Below are 17,513 nucleotides of genomic sequence, written 5' to 3'. Positions count from 1 at the left end.
TGTCGCCGGCATCGCAGAATTCCGTCAATGCCGAGGCGATATCGACAGAGCCGGCTGAGCGTGCAATACTCATTGCACACCCTTGCTCCGTGCACGCGTGGGGTCTGACATCGGTGTGGACTTGGCGGTTTGAACCGGTGTCAGGCCGTTTCTTCGGCGGTAAGCTATTGTTCTACGCCCTCCGTATTGCCGCGTCACCCACTAAGAGCAGCACGCATCGTTGCCCCGGGCGCGTCTTTACTCGCCCTCCGGGCTCCCTTCGTCGCGCCGATATCATCTCGCTCATCCGCAGAAACCGACATCCTGACAAAAGTTAGAAATGCGTCTCAGTCAGTGTTAAAGCGGGCCGCCGCCGTTTAAAGGCACTTTCTCACCGCCGTTCACAACTGGAATCAGTATGTGGCGTCAGGGGTGTTTTATATCTCCACGTATTGGAGCGGTTCAGCCGCACGCGCTCGCAACAAGTTCAACCTTCCGGTCACCTTCGTGATCCCGAAGGAAGGCGCGATCGGCTGGCTGGATTCACTGTCGATTCCCAAGGGCGCGCATAACGTCGCAGGTGCGAAAGCCTTCATCAACACCATGATCGATCCGGGCTTCTACACACAGTGGGATTCGCGCGTCGGCGCGCCGGTTTCGGCGAACGTCAAGGCGGTGGCAGCGTTGCCGGCCAATGCATTCAACCGCGCGGTACTGGCAAACCCGGCGGTGCAATCGCGGATCCAGTTCCAGGAGCCGATCACTGACGACAAGCGCAAGGCTTATCTGCAGTTGTGGCAAGAGATCAAGGCCCAGGCCGACTGACGACGTTCAAGGAAGTGCCATGAAATTTGCCCTCAGTTCGCCGCAAGGCCGACCTCTGGCTCGCGCCATGACGCTGGCCGGACCCGCCTACGTGTGGCTCCTGCTTGCGGTGTTCCTGCCTTTGTCGGTCATGCTGTTCTACAGCTTCATGTCCGACGTGCCGACGAGCGGCGGCACCTGGTCGCTGACGTTCCAGAACTACCTGACGTTCTTCGACGAACCGCTGTATCGGAAGCTGATGGTGCGTTCGCTTGGACTCAGCGCCCAGGTCACGCTGATCTGCACAGTGCTCGGTTTTCCGTGCGCCTACATGCTCGCGAAGGTAATACGCGGACGCACGCGTGAAGCACTGTTCCTGCTGATCATCCTGCCGTTCTGGAGCAACGGGCTGGTGCGGATATTCTCCTGGAACATGGTGCTGCGCAGTGGCGGATTGGTGGACTGGTTGCTTAGTCACCTTTGGCCGTGGACAGTCAGCACTGACCTGATGTTCTCTTATCCGGCGATCGTGATTGGACTGGTGCATTCCTATCTGCCGTATTCGGTGCTGACCGCTTATTTGAGCCTGCAGGCTATTGACGACTCCCTGATCGAAGCGGCCCGTTCAATGGGCGCGGGACGTCTGACCATCCTGCGCCGGCTGATCCTGCCGCTCGCCATGCCCGGCATGCTCGCAGGCGCCGTGCTGACCTTCGTGCCGGTGGTGGGAGCGTTCATGGAGCCGAGGTTGCTTGGCGGGCGCAAGGGCACGTTCATTGGCACCGTCATCGAGGACCAGTTCGTTGCCGTATTCAACTGGCCGCTTGGCGCTGCATTGTCGTTCACGCTGCTGGCCCTCGTGCTGGCAATCCTGTTCGCCGGCATGCGTCTCGGGCGGAGGAAGGAAAAATGAAGCAGGACAACACCATTGGGCCGGTCGAGCTGGAGTCGCAGGCCGTCCCCAACGCGCCGCATACCCCGCGTCGCAGGACGTGGAGGGTGGGCGCAGCGCTTGGTGCGATCGGCTACGGGTACGTCGTGGTCATGATTGGCTTTCTATATCTGCCGATCCTGGTCATGGCGTTGATGTCGGCTAACGCGTCGCCGCTCTACGAATTGCCGTTTCATTTCACCACGCACTGGTATCAGGCGCTCGCCGAGGACGGTGGGCTGAAGGCGGCGGCGCTCAGGAGCATCGAGATCGCTCTGTGGACCACGCTGTTGTCCACCATTCTCGGCGTGATGGCGTCGCTGGCATTTTTCCGATACGACTTCGCGGGCAAGCGTTTCCTGCAAGCCATGCTGTTCCCACCAATGGCGATCCCATGGCTGATCACGGGCACCGCAATGCTGATCTTCTTCTTTGCGATCGGTATCGGGCGCGGCTTGCACGCCATCCTGCTCGGTCACGTGGCGCTCGCGTTGCCCTACGTGATCATCGTGGTCGGCGCGCGCTTGCGCACGTTCTCACCTGAACTGGAACTGGCCGCCCGTTCGCTTGGCGCGAGCGGCTGGCAGATCACATGGCGCGTGACCTTGCCTGCGATTACACCTGGCGTGGTGGCGGGTGCCTTGTTTGCATTCGCCGTCTCGTTCGACCAGTTCGTGGTGTCGTACTTCCTGTCCGACCCGGGCGAGACCACGCTACCGGTGGAAATATACAGCGCGATCCGCAAGGGCTTTACGCCCGAGATCAACGCAATTTCAACCATCATCATTGTCGTGTCGATGGGCACGATGTTGATCGTGTCCCGGCTGTACCGATTTGGTGGAGAGCAATAATGGCCGAAGTCAACGTAATCAAGGTATCGAAGCAGTACGGCGAGTCGCGCGCACTGGACGACGTATCCATCCGTTTCGCGGAGGGCGGCCTCTATGGGTTGCTCGGACCGTCCGGAAGCGGCAAGACAACGCTCCTGCGCATGATTGCCGGCTTTGTGTTCCCGGACAGCGGGCAGATTCGCATTGACGATCAGCCGGTTGAACGCTTGCCGGTGGAGCGGCGGGAGATCGGCATGGTGTTCCAGAACTATGCCTTGTTCCCAAATATGAATGTGGCCGATAACGTCGCATTTGGGTTGTCCGTGAGGCATGTGGACAAGAGCGAGATCAAGCGCCGGGTGGGGGAGGTACTGGATCTCGTGCAACTCGGCAGCCTGCACGCACGCCGGATCAATCAATTGTCGGGCGGCCAGCGCCAACGGGTCGCGCTGGCCCGCGCTATTGTTACGCGTCCGCGCGTGTTGCTGCTAGACGAGCCACTGAGCGCGCTGGACAAATCGTTGCGAGTGGACATGCAGGTCGAATTGCGTCGCATCCAGCGCGATGTCGCGATCACGACCGTATTCGTCACGCACGACCAGGAAGAAGCGCTTACGTTGAGTGATCGTGTAGGTATCCTGCGCGATGGACGATTGATCCAGGAGGGGACGGCACGCGAACTCTACGATCAACCGGCCAGCGAGTTCGCCGCGACTTTTCTCGGCGATGCCAACATCCTCAATGGTCGACTGGAGACAGGCGGCATGCGCATCAACGATGGCAGCCTGGTTCGTTTCGGATCGCGCTACGCAATATCGAATCAGACGAAGTGTGCGATTCGTCCGGAGAAAATCGCGCTTCGGCGTGCGACAGGTGAAGCCGCTCCGAGCACGCATAACTGGCTGACGGCACAGGTTGCCCATCATGTTTTTGGCGGTGTGAATACAACCTATATGCTCGACTGGTGCGGTCAGCGGCTCAAGGTCCATGTGCAAAACTCTGGCGACGACCTGATTCCGGTCGGCTCGCAAGTGACGTTGAGTTGGTCACCCGACAGCACGATCCTGATTCACTAAGGGGCCTTCAAGGGCCGCACCCCCGCGCGTCGCGAAGCTGACCTGAGATACAGTCTCGAGGCTGGCTATCTGCGCGATCAGCCTCGTCGAGGTTGTGTCGGGAAACTACGGGTTAATCTCGGGAGACCACGCTGCTGTCTCCCGCTCGCGCAGTATGCGTGCCGGCAGATAGTCGAGAACGCCGACTTAATAGTGTTGGACGGGGATTCGGAAGTAGAATGCGCGCATACGACCCGTGGAAGCTGGTGCAAATCCAGCGCGGTCGCGCCACTGTGACCGGTTTCAGCGCAAACCGGAAGTCAGACCTCGGCGTCGTATACCTCTTTCTGACTTTGGGGCGCGCACTCCCCGGGAGATATTCATATGACCGATAACCAATACTGCCCGCGATCCTGGCTTACCGCCAGACCAGCATCCACTCTCTTATCCAGCGTGGTGCGCATCGGCGAATAAGCTCGCGCACTACCGAACCTGCCGACCGCTTGCTCCGTGATCTGGTGTGATCTATCGCGCAGGGGAGTGGAGCACTGTTTGGCAGCTCAACGATTCAGGCATGAGCTGGCATCTGCATAGCGATAGAACTCACACAAGTTCGACGATATCCTGGCCGCCGCGCGTGTTCGCGGGTTGATCTCGTCGAAGCAGGTTATCGCATTGAGCTGCAGATGCCGCAGCCGGGCAGGGCTGTCATTCACACAGACGGGCACGGGTTCCGTCACTGCCGGTATCCGAGATTGACATGCTGCGTTTGCGCTCGCAGCACGTCATCTGATCTTCCAATAAAAAGGCTTCCCCCGTATGAAGTTCCGTCATTTCATCCTCACTTCTGCGCTGACGGTTTCGGCATGGCAGGTTGCTCAGGCCGCGGACGACTCGTCGTTGCCGCAGCCGGAGCAACTTCCGTCCGCAGCCACGCTGCCGAGTATTCTCGTGACCGGCGATACGCAGCACCTGCCGCAATCATTCGATCAACGCTACGCCTCGACACAGGTCCTCACCCGCGCGGATCTCGACCGTCTGTCGCCCAGTGACCCGAGCATCACGCAAGCCCTCGCGACACTGCCCGGCGTGACCATTTCGCAAAGCGGTGGCCCAGGATCTTCCGCCTCTGTCAGCATCCGTGGATCTTCGGGAAGTCAGGTGTCCGTTTTCATAGATGGTATCCGCGTTGGTTCTGCGACCACCGGCCAAGCCGAGTGGGCCGACCTGCCGACCGCCGCCTTTGACCGTGTCGAAGTTATCTCTGGACCGGCGGCGGCTTCGTTCGGCGCGGACGCAGTGGGCGGCGTCGTGCAACTCTTCACGAACCGTGCGGCAAACCAGCCCAACCAGACCACGATTTCAACAGGCGGGGGTTCTAACAAAACGTTCGATACACAGATCCGCACTTCAGGCAGTATTTCGTCCACGGGGCCACTCGCGGCATTGGCCGGACTGACCTATTCCCTGGGCCTGCACGACTACAATACCGCGGGAATCGATGCGACCCGGCCCTGGGCTTACGGGCACGAGGATGGCCGCAACCCGTACCACGCTCAGGACGTGGATGCGCGCTTGGGCTATGCGCATGACAACTGGTCGATCTCCACGTTCGCCCTCTATCACCGGTCCGACCTGTCCTACGATAATGCCGGCGGCGATAACCGGCAGCTCGATCATCAGGTGACGACTGGCGTGGCGTTTCATCTGGACATCACGCCGTTCACGCAGTTTGACCAGTCTGTCGGTTACACCACGGACCGCCAGTTCCTCTATGCGAACAACCCGGCCATCCCGACCGATGAGATCGATTCGACGCGCTTCAGCACGTCGACTTCGCTGACCCATCAGGAACGTGGGCTCACGCTCTTCACTTTGCCGCTGTCTGGCGAGACCAAGCTCGCCTACGACTTCACCCGCGAGCAAGCTTTCCTGCCGGTCGACATCCCCACGGGTGTACCGACACGCAACGATTCAGCTGTCTCTCTCCATCAATCGGTCACGCTCGGCGCGTTGACGGTGTTCCTGGCGGGCCGTCACGAGATCATCCAGGGCCAGTCGGTCAATACCGGCAATGTTGCCCTCGCTTATGCAATTACCCCGGTTTATACCGCACGCGTTTCGTATGGCAACGCATTCCGCCTGCCAACCTTTAACGACCTGTATTACCCGGGTTACGCGAACCCGAACCTGCTGCAGGAGCGCAGCGATACGGTCGAGGCAGCGCTTGACGCGGCCACGTCGTTCGGCACCTTTACCGCCGCTGTTTATGACACTAGCGTGCATGACCTCATCACTTACGACTCGGTGACCTTTCTCCCTGTGAATGTAGGCCGCGCGCACGTCCAGGGCATCGACCTGTCGTACAAGGGCACGCTTGGCAAATCGACTCCGGTCAGTCTCGCGGTCGGTATTTTGAATCCGCAGGATGTCACAGACCAGACGTGGCTCAACCGCCGTGCGCGCCAGACCGTCAGCTTGAATATCGATCACACGTGGGACGAGTTTCATTTGCACGCGCTGAGCACGGGCGTCTCCTTGCTTTACGGAGGATCGACTTACGATGACCAGTTCAACGCGACGTACCTGCCGTCGTACACAACCGTCGGCCTGCGTGCCGCATACAAGGTCAATTCGCATCTCACCGTGTCCGCCAATTTGTCGAACCTCTTTAACCGGCAATACGTGACTGCATATGGTTACAACACGTTGGGCCGGACGGCGTTCGGCAAGGTCGCTTACACTTTTTAATTACTTGTTGCCATGACCCTGGCGAGTCACATTTATGAAGCGAATCCTGATCATTGGCATTGGTGCCGGCAACCCCGACTATGTGACGATCCAGGCGGTCAACGCGCTCAACGAAGTCGATGTTTTCTTCGTGATGGACAAGGGCATTGCCAAGGAAAAGCTGATCGCGTTGCGCAAGGACATTTGCCGTCGTTTCATCAAGGGCAATGACTATCGCTTCGCCGAAGCAACCAGTCCTGAGCGAGTACGAGACGTGGCGAATTATCAGGCGAGCGTCGAGAATCTTAATGATGATAAGCAGGTCGTCTTCGAACGATTGATCTCCGAAGAGATGTCCGATGGCGAATGCGGGGCGTTCCTCACATGGGGGGATCCTACGCTTTACGACAGCACTATCCGGATCATTGACTCGCTCGTCAAGAAGGGATGTCACGACCTCCAGTATGAAGTGATCCCGGGCATAAGCAGCATCCAGGCCCTGGCGGCACAGCATAAGATACCGTTGAATCGCATTGGAGAATCGATCGAGATCACAACGGGAAGGCGTATAGCCGAAGGTTTTCCGAACAACGTCGACAGCGTCGTGGTCATGCTGGACGCCGAAGGGGCTTACAAACGTTTCGCCGATCAGGATATCGATATTTACTGGGGTGCTTATATCGGCACACCGGACGAGATTCTGGTGTCCGGAAAACTCAAGGATGTGGTCGGCGATATCGAACGGATTCGCGCAGAAGCGCGAAAGGCGAATGGTTGGATCATGGATAGTTATCTGATGCGGAGGAACACGCCTCGCGAGGAGAAGTGAGGTTTGTCGTGGTGAGCGGCGGGAATCGACGTTATCGCGGTCTTGACCGTGACCAACGGAATACGAAGCTATGAGGCGCTTGGCTTCAGGCAGGTGGCAAGCAAACCAATGCCGAAGCTTGGTGAGTATGTTGTGTCTTTATGCGAGAGATTGGCGTGCTAGAGCAGGGGGGCCTCGAAAACGGATTTTTCGCACGCTAAGACTTCGGCTTAGCCTTTAGTTCCAATGCTGGCATCACGCATCGCAGAAACGTGAACGAGAAGATGACTAAAAAACACTCACGCAACTGACCAACCGTGTGGCAGCAAGCTTGTCGAACTAGATCTGTTCCTAGAACGTGTCTTTTGTCAGAGGAATAGTCGAAAAATGAGCAATTAGCTTGAAACCGTTTTACGGGCACCGTTTCAGGTGTTGATATGGATGCCTTTCTCAATACATGGATCGTTGAACAACTATTCAACGTCCTTCAGCTTACTCATTGCAGGCTCAACCACGTCAAAGCTCCAAGCGTGAACCACCATACTGCTCGATCTGCATCCCGAATTATTTAATCTTTTCTCCTAAAGTTTTGCGGCTTTCCGCCGTTACAGGATGTGCCTGCAACGGATTTAAGGTTTGAACTGAGGCGACATGTGCCTTGAGTCCGCTCCTTAGAAAATCGAGGCATTGGGTACGATCAGTTGGTCTTTGAGGGCAGCTAGCCCGCGAGCCGACGCCAACCATCAGCTTAGGGGAAAATAAAAATGAAATTTTTTAAATGGTTTGTTCGCGATGAGCGCGGTGTTAGCGCCATGGAATATGCGGTTCTGGCTGGCATCGTCGCCGTGGCGCTTGGGGGCGTGGCCGCTACGTTTGGTACGCAAGTGACAACGATGTTCACGAGAATGTTTACCGCAATCGGGGTGCAGCAGGCGAGGTAATCGCACTCTCGGGAGGTTCGGACTTCATGGTCCGGATCTCCAATTGGTTTCCTTTTTGAGGAACACCCACGCTGTGTATTTGCCGTCCCTTACAATCCGCTTCCTGGTGGTTGGCGCGCTGCTTTGGCTAGCGATAGTCGACGTGCGGACCCGACGCTTGCCGACTCGAGTAGTTCTCCCAATTGGTGCGTTGTTTTTCATCAACGCGCTGATCAGTCATATGTCATTCGGCGACGTATTGATGCATCTGCTTCTGGCATTTGGCGTCTTCGTCGTCTGTGCCGGATTGTTCGCTGCAAAGATGCTAGGTGGCGGCGACGCAAAGCTCGCTTCAATGATATTCCTGTGGGCCGGCCCGGCTCTGTGGCTGCCAACGCTTACCTTGATTTCCGTGATCGGAACGCTCGTATCGCTAGTCAGTCTTGCCACGCGACACATGGATTTGAATCAGCGCTCACTCCCCATGCGAGCGCTGGCGATGTTTTCAGGCGCGCGTGGTGTGCCCTATGGTGTGGCGCTAGCGCTCGGCGGCGGTTCCATCATCATGCTGCCTGCCTTACTGCCTTTGTTTTTGGCGCGATAGGACGGCGTCTCTATGTCTAACATCATTAAATTCGTCATCCTGATTGTAGGCGCCATCCTGTTTGCGCTCATAGTACGCGTGGTCGTCGCAAGTGCGACACGACCCTCTTCAGCGGTCGTCATCAGCGAGAAAGTCCGCGTGAGTGCGGCAGATCTTCCACAAGGTTTGTTGTTGCGCGACGAAGATATCAAGTGGAAGGATGTGCCCGCTGCAACATTGGCCCAGGGCGCTATCGTATCCGGCGTGCCCGGTGCGGTCGAACTGAAAGGCGCGCTGCTGCGTCATCCGGTGACGAGCGGGACGGTCATCGTCGCTGACGACGTGATCCTCCCGAACGCACCCGGCTTCCTCGCCGCGACACTCAAACCCGAAATGCGAGCCGTATCGGTTGCTGTCGACGACGTTTCCGGCAACGCCGGACTGATTCAGCCAGGCGACTACGTCGACCTGTTGCTCACGCAGTTGATGGACCGCAAGACTGACTCACCCGATCTGGCGGTATCGAGCGAAACCGTCGTCGAGCATGTTCGCGTGCTGGCGTCCGGCTCCGATATCAGTCGTCCAAAAAGCGGCGACACGACGGACCACAACGAGCGCGCTCGCACCGTGACGCTCGAAGTGACCCCGCACATGGGCGAAGTCGTGGCGGTGGCTGCGCGGCTCGGCAGCTTGTCGCTTGCATTGCGCAGCTTTGCGACGGAGTCGCGCAATCCGTATGCGCCCGCGTCTGGAGGCACTTCCGCTGCCAGCGATGTGACACCTGCGCCTGTCTGGGCTGGCGATATTTCCCGCGCGCTGCGCGACCTGCCCAAAGCGCATACCGCCGCGGTTACGGCCGGCGGGATGGTGTTACCTGCCACGCCCAGATCAGTGACCGTCTATAGGGGCTCCGAAAAAGCCGACTCGACGTCGAGTGTCGCCCAGTCCGGCGGTGACGCGATGCCGCCGCTGCCAACTGTCGCTACGCCGCGGTGAGCCTATGCGAGCCATTCGCCGTTGTACCCATTCGCCAGGACTGCAAGTCATGACACTGCTGTTCAGTTTGCGTGCCAACGCGATAAGGCCGTCGAAGTGCGCCTTATACGTGGGGGTTTTGATCCTCGCAGCCCCGGCATACGCCGCACGGCCGCAGCCGGCGGTCGGTTCGACAGTCGACGCGTCGGCCTCGGCCCAAGGCTCACTCGATGTCGCCGCCGGCAAGGGCACACTCGTGCGTCTCGGCGAGGACGCGACCTCGGTGTTCGTGGCAGACCCGACGATCGCCGACGTTCATGTACCTTCGCCTAGAGCCGTCTTCGTGTTGGGCAAGAAGGCAGGCACCACGACACTGTATGTACTGGGCGCCAACAACAAGACGCTGCTCCAACGCACAATTGTGGTCGGCCGCGACATGGATGCGCTCCGTGGCATGGTCGCGGCACGGTTTCCGTCCATGAACCTGCAATTGAGCACCGGCAATGGTTCACTACAAGTGTCCGGCCAGGCTCTCAATGCGGGCGATGCCGACGCGGTTGTGCAGTCGCTTACGCCGTATCTGGCGGAAAAGGAAGTGCTGATCAACCGGATGACTATCGACCGGCCGCAGCAGGTGCAATTGCGCGTGCGGATCACGGAAGTCGACCGGAACGTGACGCAGCAACTGGGCATAAACTGGCAGGCGATCGGCAGCGCAACCGGAAATTTCTTTGCTGGCATCTATAGTGGCCGCCCGATCTATAACCTGACTCAGCAGCTTCCTAACGGATCCTATCCGGTCAATCTCCCGTCCAACAATGCGTATTCGCTGTTCGGCGCATTCCAGACCGCTAACACAAATATTCAAGCGCTGGTCGATGCATTGAATCAGGAGGGGTTGATTACCGTGCTTGCCGAGCCAAGTCTCGTGGCACTGTCCGGGCAGACGGCGAGTTTCCTCGCAGGTGGCGAATTTCCGATTCCGGTGTCGCAAACCAACGGTGCGATCTCGGTTGAGTTCAAGCAGTTTGGCGTCAAACTCGACTTCACCCCGACTGTGTTAAGCGAGGGGCGCATCAGCCTCAAGGTGCGCCCGGAGGTCAGCCAGATCGATACGTCCGTGAGCGTGACGACCGGCGGCATCACAGTGCCCGGTCTGAGCGTGCGCCGCGCCGACACGACGGTCGAACTCGCGAGCGGTCAAAGCTTTGTGATCGGCGGCCTGCTGCAAAGCAATACAAACGACATCATCTCGCAGGTTCCTGGCCTTGGCTCCATTCCGATTTTGGGCAAGCTCTTCTCGTCGACGAACTACCAGAACAACAAGACTGAGCTGGTGATCATGGTGACCCCGTATCTGGTCGAGCCGACGGAAGCAGGCAAGCTGCGGACACCGCTCGAATCACTCGTCTCGCCGAGCAATGACGTGGAGTACAGCTTCAAACACCGGGCGTCGGGCGCGCAATCTCAAGCTGAAGAGCCGCGTCTTGTCGGCGCGGCCGGATACGTCTATTAAGCCGGATGCCATGAACTACACAAGAATCCTCACGTTCATTCTCGCTTGCGCGACAGCAACTACGGTCAGCGGCTGTTTCAAGCCGCCGCGTGGCATGCCAGACGAGTCAACGATCAGTTACGACGGTCGGTCCGCGGTGCCACCCGACTGCGCCGGCCTGGCTCGCCCGTCGGTGTTGACGGACGCCGGCTGGCACCGGCCCGAGATGGAATGGGGTTGCGCAACCTATACAAATCTGGCCGCGCAGGTGGCGCATCCGCGAGACCTGGTGGCGCCAGGCAAGCTCGCACCTGCGGATGCCGCAGTTGCGGCGAGCGCAGTGCACCGTTACGAGACTGGCCATGTGATCCCGCTCGACACGTCGACGTCGCGCGATTCCAAGTGATGCGCTTAACCCTCAATCAAGACACGCCATGAGCACGACAGGGTTCAACTTTGCCAAGACCAGCGCCAACGTGCGCATCGCGGACTTCATTGCGTTTGTCTCTGACCGTGCGACGGAACAGGTCCTGAAAAACTTCGTGCTCGAACAGGCGATGCCTCACGTGCATATTGTGATTGGAGGTATCGACGACGCGATCGCGTACGTGGGGAAGCTCGAGCGGTCGCCGCTCTTCCTGCTGGTCGACCTGCACGGCTCCACGATGCCGTTGTCCGATCTTGGCCGGCTGTCAGAAGTGTGCGAACCATCGGTCCAGGTTGTAGCGCTAGGCGTACGCAACGACGTTGGCTTGTTCCGCAGTCTGCTGAAACTAGGGGTCAGGGATTATCTTGTGAAGCCGTTGACGGTAGAACTGCTCAAGCGGACCGTCAATGTGGGAGAGGGCAAGGTCAGCCAGGTGACGTCCACACGCGTTGGCAAGACAATAGCGTTCGCCGGGACGCGGGGCGGCGTGGGCGTGACCACGCTGGCGCTGAATCTCGCACGCCATCTTGCCGGGCAAACGCATCGTCGGGTTGCTTATGTCGACCTGAATGTGCATGGGGGCGCCGCGAATTCAATGCTCGGTATCAAGAGTAACAACGGCCTGAGTGATGTCCTTGAGAATGTCCACCGGCTTGATCCTCAATACGTAGAGCGCTCCCTTGTCGCCAAGAGCAGCCGGTTATTCGTGCTGTCCGCCGACTTGGACTTTGGTGACGAAAAGTCGTTCCAGGAGGGTGCCCTGAAGCGCGTACTCCAATTGCTGTGCGATAGCTTCCACTATGTAATCCTTGATATCGGAAATTTGGTCGATCCGCTCGCGATTGAAGCCTTCGATAACGCATCGCGTGTGTATCTCGTGGCCGACCGTAGCGTATTTTCAACACGACAAACCGTTCGCTTGTTGCGCTATGTCGAGGACCGCGACAACAATCCGCCGACCTCACTGCTTCTGAATAGCCCCAACGCGGCAACCGCCGGCAAAGTGGACGCGGCCGATTTCATGTCGGCAGTTGGCCGCAACGCGCTGCTAGAAGTGCAGTTCGAAGCGAAGCTCATATCGATCGCGGAAAACCTCGGAGAGATGCCGAAGGAAAAAGCCGCTAATGGCTTCAACCAATCGATCACGCAGATTGCCAATGACCTTACCGGACAGCACGCGGCAGCCGAGCGCACGTTGCTGCAAAAGTTAAGACTCAGGAGAGCGTGATGTTCGGGCAAAAACAGGTCGAACGAACGCAGCCGGAACCCGCTGCCACCAAAGGGGACTCGGCTATGGCGACGCTCGAATCGCTCATCGATCCTGTCGTGGCAAAACCGGCCGCAACCTACGCGGCACTTGTGCAAGGCAACGAAGCGCTGGTTCGCTCGGATATGTTCAAGGTTATCCGCAGCGGCGTGTTCGATTCCATGAATGCGTCGGTGGCTATCGGGAAAACGCGCGAACAGATGAAGCCGGGTGTCGAGCAGTTGGTGCTTGGCATTGCCGAGCGTGAGCGCATGAACATAACGATATCCGAGCAAGGTCAGATTGTCGGTGAGTTGCTGAACGATATGTTCGGTCTCGGGCCAATCGAACCACTGCTTGCCGACGAATCTGTTACAGACGTGCTCGTCAACGGGCCAGACCAGGTGTATGTGGAGCGCCACGGACGGCTCGAACTGACCGCGTACAAGTTCCGCGACAACGCCCATGTGATCAACGTCGCGCAACGAATTGCCGCGGGTGTCGGGCGCCGGGTCGACGAAAGCAGTCCGATGGTCGATGCGCGCCTCGCCGACGGCAGCCGGGTGAATGTGGTATTGCCTCCGCTGGCGATCCACGGCGCGACCATCTCGATTCGTAAGTTTTCGAAGCGCAACATCACGCTTTATCGCATGGCGCAGCAAGGCAACATGTCAGAGGCGATGGCGAACGTGCTAAAACTCGCGAGCACCTGTCGGCTCAATATTATTGTGTCCGGCGGTACTGGCTCCGGCAAGACTACATTGCTTAACGCGTTGTCGCATTTTATCGGACTGGGCGAGCGGACCATCACGATTGAAGATGCCGCGGAACTACAACTCGTGCAGCCGCACGTGGTGAGCCTGGAGACGCGACCGGAGAATGCCGAGGGACTCGGCGCCGTGGCTCAGCGCGATCTTGTGCGCAATGCGCTGCGGATGCGCCCGGACCGGATCATCCTTGGCGAAACTCGCGGGGCCGAAGCGTTCGATGTATTGCAGGCGATGAACACGGGCCACGACGGCTCAATGACGACAATCCACGCCAACACGCCACGCGATGGGATTACGCGGCTTGAAAGCATGGTAATGATGGCCAACGGCAACTTGCCGCTGATGTCTATTCGCAGGCAGATCGCGAGCGCGGTCCACATGATCGTGCAGATCGAGCGGATGCGCGACGGCATGCGGCGAGTCACCCGCATCACCGAACTGGTCGGCATGGAAGGCGACGTCATCATCACGCAAGACCTGTTCACGTTTCACTATGACGCGAGCGCCTACAACGAAGAGGTTAGGGGGGTGTACGAATGCGCTGCCGTCAGGCCCGCTTTTTCGGCGCGCGCTGCCTACTACGGACTGGAAGAATCCTTGCTGGAGGCGATGAGGACATGAGCCCGATCGACGTCTTCACTGTGTGCTCGTTTATTGGCGTGATTCTCTGCGGCATGATGGCGCTTGTCATCATGGACATGCGTAGCAAGCAGCCGAATGCACGGATCAAGACTCGCATGCATGAATCGTTCGCGATTGAGGCAACCAGGGGCAAGAAGACGGTCAATACCGATGCGGACCTGTTCACCGTCGATAAAACAGACAATGTGCTCAGTGCCTGGGTGCGGCCCAAGCTCTCGCGGTTGCGAACCGTCGCCGGCGACAACGGGATTCGCGTCGTCATTGCGGCAACCATTACCGGCGAGTTGATTGCACTCGTCATGACGCGCTACATGCCGCTGCCTGGTTTCGCAAAGCCGCTTTTGATCGCGGGACTACCCTTGTTCCTGGCCATGCGTGCATACAGCTTTTTAGTCGACCGCTTTCGCACGCGCTTCCTCAACGGTTTTCCGGACCTCCTGGATATGATCGTGCGCGCGGTTCGGGCGGGCGTGCCGGTCACACACGTGATTGGATCGGCAGCCGACGAGTGTCCCGAGCCGCTGAAAAGCGAGTTCAAGCTGATGAGCGATTCGCTGCAGGTAGGCAGAGATCTGCAGGAAGTACTGGCCGTTGCAATGCGGCGTATTGAAATCGCCGATTTCTCGTTCTTTTGCGTCTGCCTTCTCTTGCAACGCGAAACGGGCGGTCAGCTTGGCGAGACCCTGGAAAACCTGTCCGGTATCGTAAGGACCCGGAGGGAGGTCAGGCAAAAGACGAAGGCGCTCACAGCGGAAGCCCGCATCACGACAAAGATCCTCGCAGCCATCCCCATCTGCATCATGCTATGTCTCTATTTCCTGAACCGTGCTTACGTGATGGTGTTGTTCACTAGCGATTCGGGTCACAAGCTGTTGACGTATGCCGTAATCTCCGTAGTTCTCGGGCTCTTTCTGATCACTAAGCTTTCGAAACTGGATACCTCTCGATGAGCCAGTCCCTCGCTGAAACGCTGATCAACCTGCTTATGCTGCTGGCCCTGTTCGCCGTGCTGGCAATCTGGTGGGTGACCAAACATGGCGGGAGGCGCGGCCGTATCGCCGAGCGGGTGCGCGAAGTCGCGTCCAGCCATCAGCTAGTCAGCGATTTCGACGACGCACCGGAGAATAGCTTTCGCCGCCGTTTCTTTCGGCGGCTCGCAGTATTTGGCGACAAACTACCGCTGTTCGACGCAAAAAATCGCGCGAAACTTCACAAGGAAATGGTCCGCAGCGGCTACCGCAGCAACTATGCGGTGTCAATTCTCCTAGCGGTCAAGTTCTTCGTCGGCGTGCTTTGCGCCATTCCTACGGTCATGCTGGGCGATCGCATCCCATTCATTGGATCCTTTTTTGTCGGACGCGGCACGGCCATGATGGGCGCCTTTGTGATCGGCATGATGCTGCCCGAACACATTATCGCGTTCCGGGCATCACGCCGGCGCAAGCAAATGGCCGGCTCTTTGCCAGACGCGCTCGACCTTCTTGTGATATGCACGAATGCCGGCAATAGCCTTGCTGTCAGCATCCGGCGCGTGGCCGATGAACTCGCGACGATCTGCCCTCCGCTGTCCGATGAATTCTCGCTCGCCGCCGACGAACTTAAGCTTTCCGGCGACAGCACCCGCGCGCTGCATGGCCTCGCGGAACGCATCGATCTGCCTTCGATCCGCGCGCTGATCTCAACGCTGACGCAGTCGATGCGCTACGGCACGCCGATCACGCAGGCACTGCGAACCTTGTCTCGCACGGAACGGTTGTCGCACATCGTCTCCCTCGAAGAAAAAGCCGCCAAGCTCGCACCGAAGATGGTGCTGCCGATGATGCTGTTCATTCTTCCTGCGGTCGTAGTGATCGCGGCGGGTCCCGCTGTCATTCAGCTTCTCGCATTTCTAGATACAAGATGAAATCACTCGAACTGTTTTTCGCTGACACGTCGCGGGCATTGAATGTTTCTTCATTGCTCTGGGCGGCACGAGGTGTGTGTCTCACGGCCGTGAGCACAGCGCTGTTTGCAACCTCCGCTTGCACGACGACGGAGCATGCGACTGAGACCCGTCCGGTGCTGCGCAATTCGTCACCCGGAACGATGGGCGAGCTGCGCATCGCAGAGACCTCCCTGGACTCCGGCAACATTGAGCTGGCGACCTCGCTCTTCGACAAGATAGTGAAGGCGGACCCGACGTCCGTGCCGGGCCTGACCGGACTTGGCGACACGCTCTATGCAGTGGGTGACTTTACGCGAGCGGGCGTCTACTACCAGAAAGCGAGCAGTTTCGATCCTGCGGCGGTGGGGCCGCGAATTGGCATCGCGCGAGTGGCGATTCACCAGCGCCGCTTCGACGACGCAATCTCGACTTATCAAGGTGTGCTCGCCCGAGTGCCCGGCGATCCAATGGCGTCAGCGGGTTTAGGCGCCGCACTTGACCTCAAGGGCGACCACGCGGGTGCGCAAGCCGTCTTGCGCAAGGCACTGGAGGCTAATCCGGGTGACCCGCTGCTGAGCGTGAACCTGGGTTTGTCACTGGTGCTTGGCGGCAATCCGCGCGAGGGCGCCAATGTGCTGCTCGACGTCACGCGCTACCCGGGCGCCCCCCCCCAGGCGCGTCAGGATCTGGCACTCGCCTATGGACTGCTTGGGAATAACGAGGCTGCCGCCGAAATCCTCGGAAAAACGCTGCCGAAGGCATCGGTACAGGACAACCTGCGGTTTTATGACATCCAGCGCACGCGGTCGGACTACCCGGCAGATCATCGTGCTTCGGTGGTCACGGCGGTCCCGGCGACAACGATCCAGGCGTCGAGTGTGCGATGAGCGCTTCGGACCCGCGCGGATTAGTGCGCTTGCTTGCCAGGCTCTGCCGTGACACCCGCGGTGTGTCGGCAATCGAGTTCGCGATCGCCGCGCCGTTCGTGTTCGTCCTCGTGCTTGGCACGGTGGAACTCGCGGTTGACATGATGATCGATGCCACCGTGCAGATGGCCGCTCAGTCAGCGTCCCGCGTGGGCCTGACGACGACCAACCCTGCTTCGGGCACGCGTGCGCAGCAGGCAAAACAGATTGTGTCGAACATCTTGAGCGGCTGGACCGGCTTGCCCAATACGACCCTCACGATTACCGAGCTCGACTACGGCAGCTACAACGCTGTTGGTACTCCTGCTTATACGGCAGGCCTTGGTGCGCTGGGTGACGTGGTGTCGTACAACATCACGCTGACGACACCGGGCATCTCGGGTATTCCTCAACTGGTCGGCATTCCACTGCTGACTTTCCAGCGCAACTACATCGTGCAGAACGAAAAATGATGACTGCTCTCCCTAC

The 17,513-nt window shown here is 58.8% G+C and carries 16 protein-coding genes, 1 pseudogene and 1 riboswitch; all 17 genes and pseudogenes read left to right on the top strand.

Translation table 11 applies throughout. The features are described 5' to 3' along the window. Positions 1-375: 375 nt before the first annotated feature. Positions 376-804: pseudogene (locus BSU04_RS03465) on the top strand (extracellular solute-binding protein); the annotation flags it as partial. A gap of 19 nt (positions 805-823) precedes the next feature. Further along, positions 824-1,696: an ABC transporter permease gene (locus tag BSU04_RS03460; RefSeq protein WP_089159279.1), complete on the top strand. Its 873-nt coding sequence runs from the start codon at positions 824-826 to the stop codon at positions 1,694-1,696. Next, positions 1,693-2,565, top strand: coding sequence for an ABC transporter permease (locus tag BSU04_RS03455; protein ID WP_089159278.1), 873 nt, complete (start codon positions 1,693-1,695; stop codon positions 2,563-2,565). The genes BSU04_RS03460 and BSU04_RS03455 overlap by 4 nt, the downstream gene beginning before the upstream one ends. Further along, positions 2,565-3,620, top strand: a complete 1,056-nt coding sequence (locus BSU04_RS03450) for an ABC transporter ATP-binding protein (protein WP_089159277.1) — start codon at positions 2,565-2,567, stop codon at positions 3,618-3,620. Before BSU04_RS03455 ends, BSU04_RS03450 begins: the two co-directional genes overlap by 1 nt. A 210-nt stretch (positions 3,621-3,830) precedes the next feature. After that, positions 3,831-3,981: riboswitch (adenosylcobalamin (AdoCbl) riboswitch) on the top strand. Between the two features lie 437 nt (positions 3,982-4,418). Next, complete coding sequence (locus BSU04_RS03445) at positions 4,419-6,350, top strand: TonB-dependent receptor domain-containing protein (protein WP_089159276.1); 1,932 nt, start codon at positions 4,419-4,421, stop codon at positions 6,348-6,350. A 34-nt stretch (positions 6,351-6,384) separates the two neighbouring features. Then, entirely contained in the window at positions 6,385-7,158 is a 774-nt protein-coding gene (gene cobF, locus BSU04_RS03440) for a precorrin-6A synthase (deacetylating) (protein ID WP_089159275.1), read from the top strand. Positions 7,159-7,901: 743 nt separating this feature from the next. Beyond that, positions 7,902-8,078 (top strand): Flp family type IVb pilin, encoded by a 177-nt coding sequence (locus BSU04_RS03435; RefSeq protein ID WP_089159274.1) that lies wholly within the window; start codon positions 7,902-7,904, stop codon positions 8,076-8,078. 73 nt (positions 8,079-8,151) lie between these two features. Beyond that, positions 8,152-8,661, top strand: a complete 510-nt coding sequence (locus BSU04_RS03430; protein WP_089159273.1) for an A24 family peptidase — start codon at positions 8,152-8,154, stop codon at positions 8,659-8,661. Between the two features lie 12 nt (positions 8,662-8,673). Next, a complete protein-coding gene (gene cpaB, locus BSU04_RS03425; RefSeq protein ID WP_089159272.1) occupies positions 8,674-9,636 on the top strand; it encodes a Flp pilus assembly protein CpaB in 963 nt (320 codons plus the stop codon). Positions 9,637-9,685: 49 nt separating this feature from the next. Further along, positions 9,686-11,131 carry a type II and III secretion system protein family protein gene (locus BSU04_RS03420; protein ID WP_089159271.1) on the top strand — a complete coding sequence of 482 codons (1,446 nt, stop codon included), beginning with the start codon at positions 9,686-9,688 and terminating at the stop codon, positions 11,129-11,131. Between the two features lie 10 nt (positions 11,132-11,141). Further along, the gene (locus BSU04_RS03415) at positions 11,142-11,516 is read left to right on the top strand and encodes a CpaD family pilus assembly lipoprotein (protein ID WP_089159270.1); all 375 of its coding nucleotides are present in this window, start codon (positions 11,142-11,144) and stop codon (positions 11,514-11,516) included. A 28-nt stretch (positions 11,517-11,544) separates the two neighbouring features. Further along, positions 11,545-12,765 carry an AAA family ATPase gene (locus BSU04_RS03410; protein WP_089159269.1) on the top strand — a complete coding sequence of 407 codons (1,221 nt, stop codon included), beginning with the start codon at positions 11,545-11,547 and terminating at the stop codon, positions 12,763-12,765. Further along, positions 12,765-14,174: a CpaF family protein gene (locus BSU04_RS03405; protein ID WP_089159268.1), complete on the top strand. Its 1,410-nt coding sequence runs from the start codon at positions 12,765-12,767 to the stop codon at positions 14,172-14,174. Before BSU04_RS03410 ends, BSU04_RS03405 begins: the two co-directional genes overlap by 1 nt. After that, complete coding sequence (locus BSU04_RS03400; RefSeq protein ID WP_089159267.1) at positions 14,171-15,145, top strand: type II secretion system F family protein; 975 nt, start codon at positions 14,171-14,173, stop codon at positions 15,143-15,145. Before BSU04_RS03405 ends, BSU04_RS03400 begins: the two co-directional genes overlap by 4 nt. After that, positions 15,142-16,098: a type II secretion system F family protein gene (locus BSU04_RS03395; RefSeq protein WP_089159266.1), complete on the top strand. Its 957-nt coding sequence runs from the start codon at positions 15,142-15,144 to the stop codon at positions 16,096-16,098. The genes BSU04_RS03400 and BSU04_RS03395 overlap by 4 nt, the downstream gene beginning before the upstream one ends. Further along, positions 16,095-17,006, top strand: coding sequence for a tetratricopeptide repeat protein (locus BSU04_RS03390; RefSeq protein ID WP_089159265.1), 912 nt, complete (start codon positions 16,095-16,097; stop codon positions 17,004-17,006). Before BSU04_RS03395 ends, BSU04_RS03390 begins: the two co-directional genes overlap by 4 nt. Then, on the top strand, positions 17,003-17,497 hold the full coding sequence (locus BSU04_RS03385; RefSeq protein ID WP_089159264.1) for a TadE/TadG family type IV pilus assembly protein: 495 nt from the start codon (positions 17,003-17,005) through the stop codon (positions 17,495-17,497). Before BSU04_RS03390 ends, BSU04_RS03385 begins: the two co-directional genes overlap by 4 nt. Positions 17,498-17,513 lie beyond the last annotated feature (16 nt).

Source organism: Caballeronia sordidicola (genome assembly GCF_002220365.1).
GTDB classification, from domain to species: Bacteria; Pseudomonadota; Gammaproteobacteria; order Burkholderiales; family Burkholderiaceae; genus Caballeronia; species Caballeronia sordidicola_C.
This window is presented reverse-complemented; position numbering and strand designations above follow the sequence as displayed.

What these genes read in the sequence shown, in the direction of transcription:
- BSU04_RS03400 (WP_089159267.1), top strand. Translation starts at nt 14,171, where the DNA reads ATGAGCCCGATCGACGTCTTCACTGTGTGCTCGTTTATTGGCGTGATT.
- BSU04_RS03420 (WP_089159271.1), top strand. Translation starts at nt 9,686, where the DNA reads ATGACACTGCTGTTCAGTTTGCGTGCCAACGCGATAAGGCCGTCGAAG.
- BSU04_RS03415 (WP_089159270.1), top strand. Translation starts at nt 11,142, where the DNA reads ATGAACTACACAAGAATCCTCACGTTCATTCTCGCTTGCGCGACAGCA.
- BSU04_RS03390 (WP_089159265.1), top strand. Translation starts at nt 16,095, where the DNA reads ATGAAATCACTCGAACTGTTTTTCGCTGACACGTCGCGGGCATTGAAT.
- cpaB (WP_089159272.1), top strand. Translation starts at nt 8,674, where the DNA reads ATGTCTAACATCATTAAATTCGTCATCCTGATTGTAGGCGCCATCCTG.
- BSU04_RS03455 (WP_089159278.1), top strand. Translation starts at nt 1,693, where the DNA reads ATGAAGCAGGACAACACCATTGGGCCGGTCGAGCTGGAGTCGCAGGCC.
- BSU04_RS03385 (WP_089159264.1), top strand. Translation starts at nt 17,003, where the DNA reads ATGAGCGCTTCGGACCCGCGCGGATTAGTGCGCTTGCTTGCCAGGCTC.
- BSU04_RS03395 (WP_089159266.1), top strand. Translation starts at nt 15,142, where the DNA reads ATGAGCCAGTCCCTCGCTGAAACGCTGATCAACCTGCTTATGCTGCTG.
- BSU04_RS03435 (WP_089159274.1), top strand. Translation starts at nt 7,902, where the DNA reads ATGAAATTTTTTAAATGGTTTGTTCGCGATGAGCGCGGTGTTAGCGCC.
- cobF (WP_089159275.1), top strand. Translation starts at nt 6,385, where the DNA reads ATGAAGCGAATCCTGATCATTGGCATTGGTGCCGGCAACCCCGACTAT.
- BSU04_RS03410 (WP_089159269.1), top strand. Translation starts at nt 11,545, where the DNA reads ATGAGCACGACAGGGTTCAACTTTGCCAAGACCAGCGCCAACGTGCGC.
- BSU04_RS03445 (WP_089159276.1), top strand. Translation starts at nt 4,419, where the DNA reads ATGAAGTTCCGTCATTTCATCCTCACTTCTGCGCTGACGGTTTCGGCA.
- BSU04_RS03405 (WP_089159268.1), top strand. Translation starts at nt 12,765, where the DNA reads ATGTTCGGGCAAAAACAGGTCGAACGAACGCAGCCGGAACCCGCTGCC.
- BSU04_RS03460 (WP_089159279.1), top strand. Translation starts at nt 824, where the DNA reads ATGAAATTTGCCCTCAGTTCGCCGCAAGGCCGACCTCTGGCTCGCGCC.
- BSU04_RS03450 (WP_089159277.1), top strand. Translation starts at nt 2,565, where the DNA reads ATGGCCGAAGTCAACGTAATCAAGGTATCGAAGCAGTACGGCGAGTCG.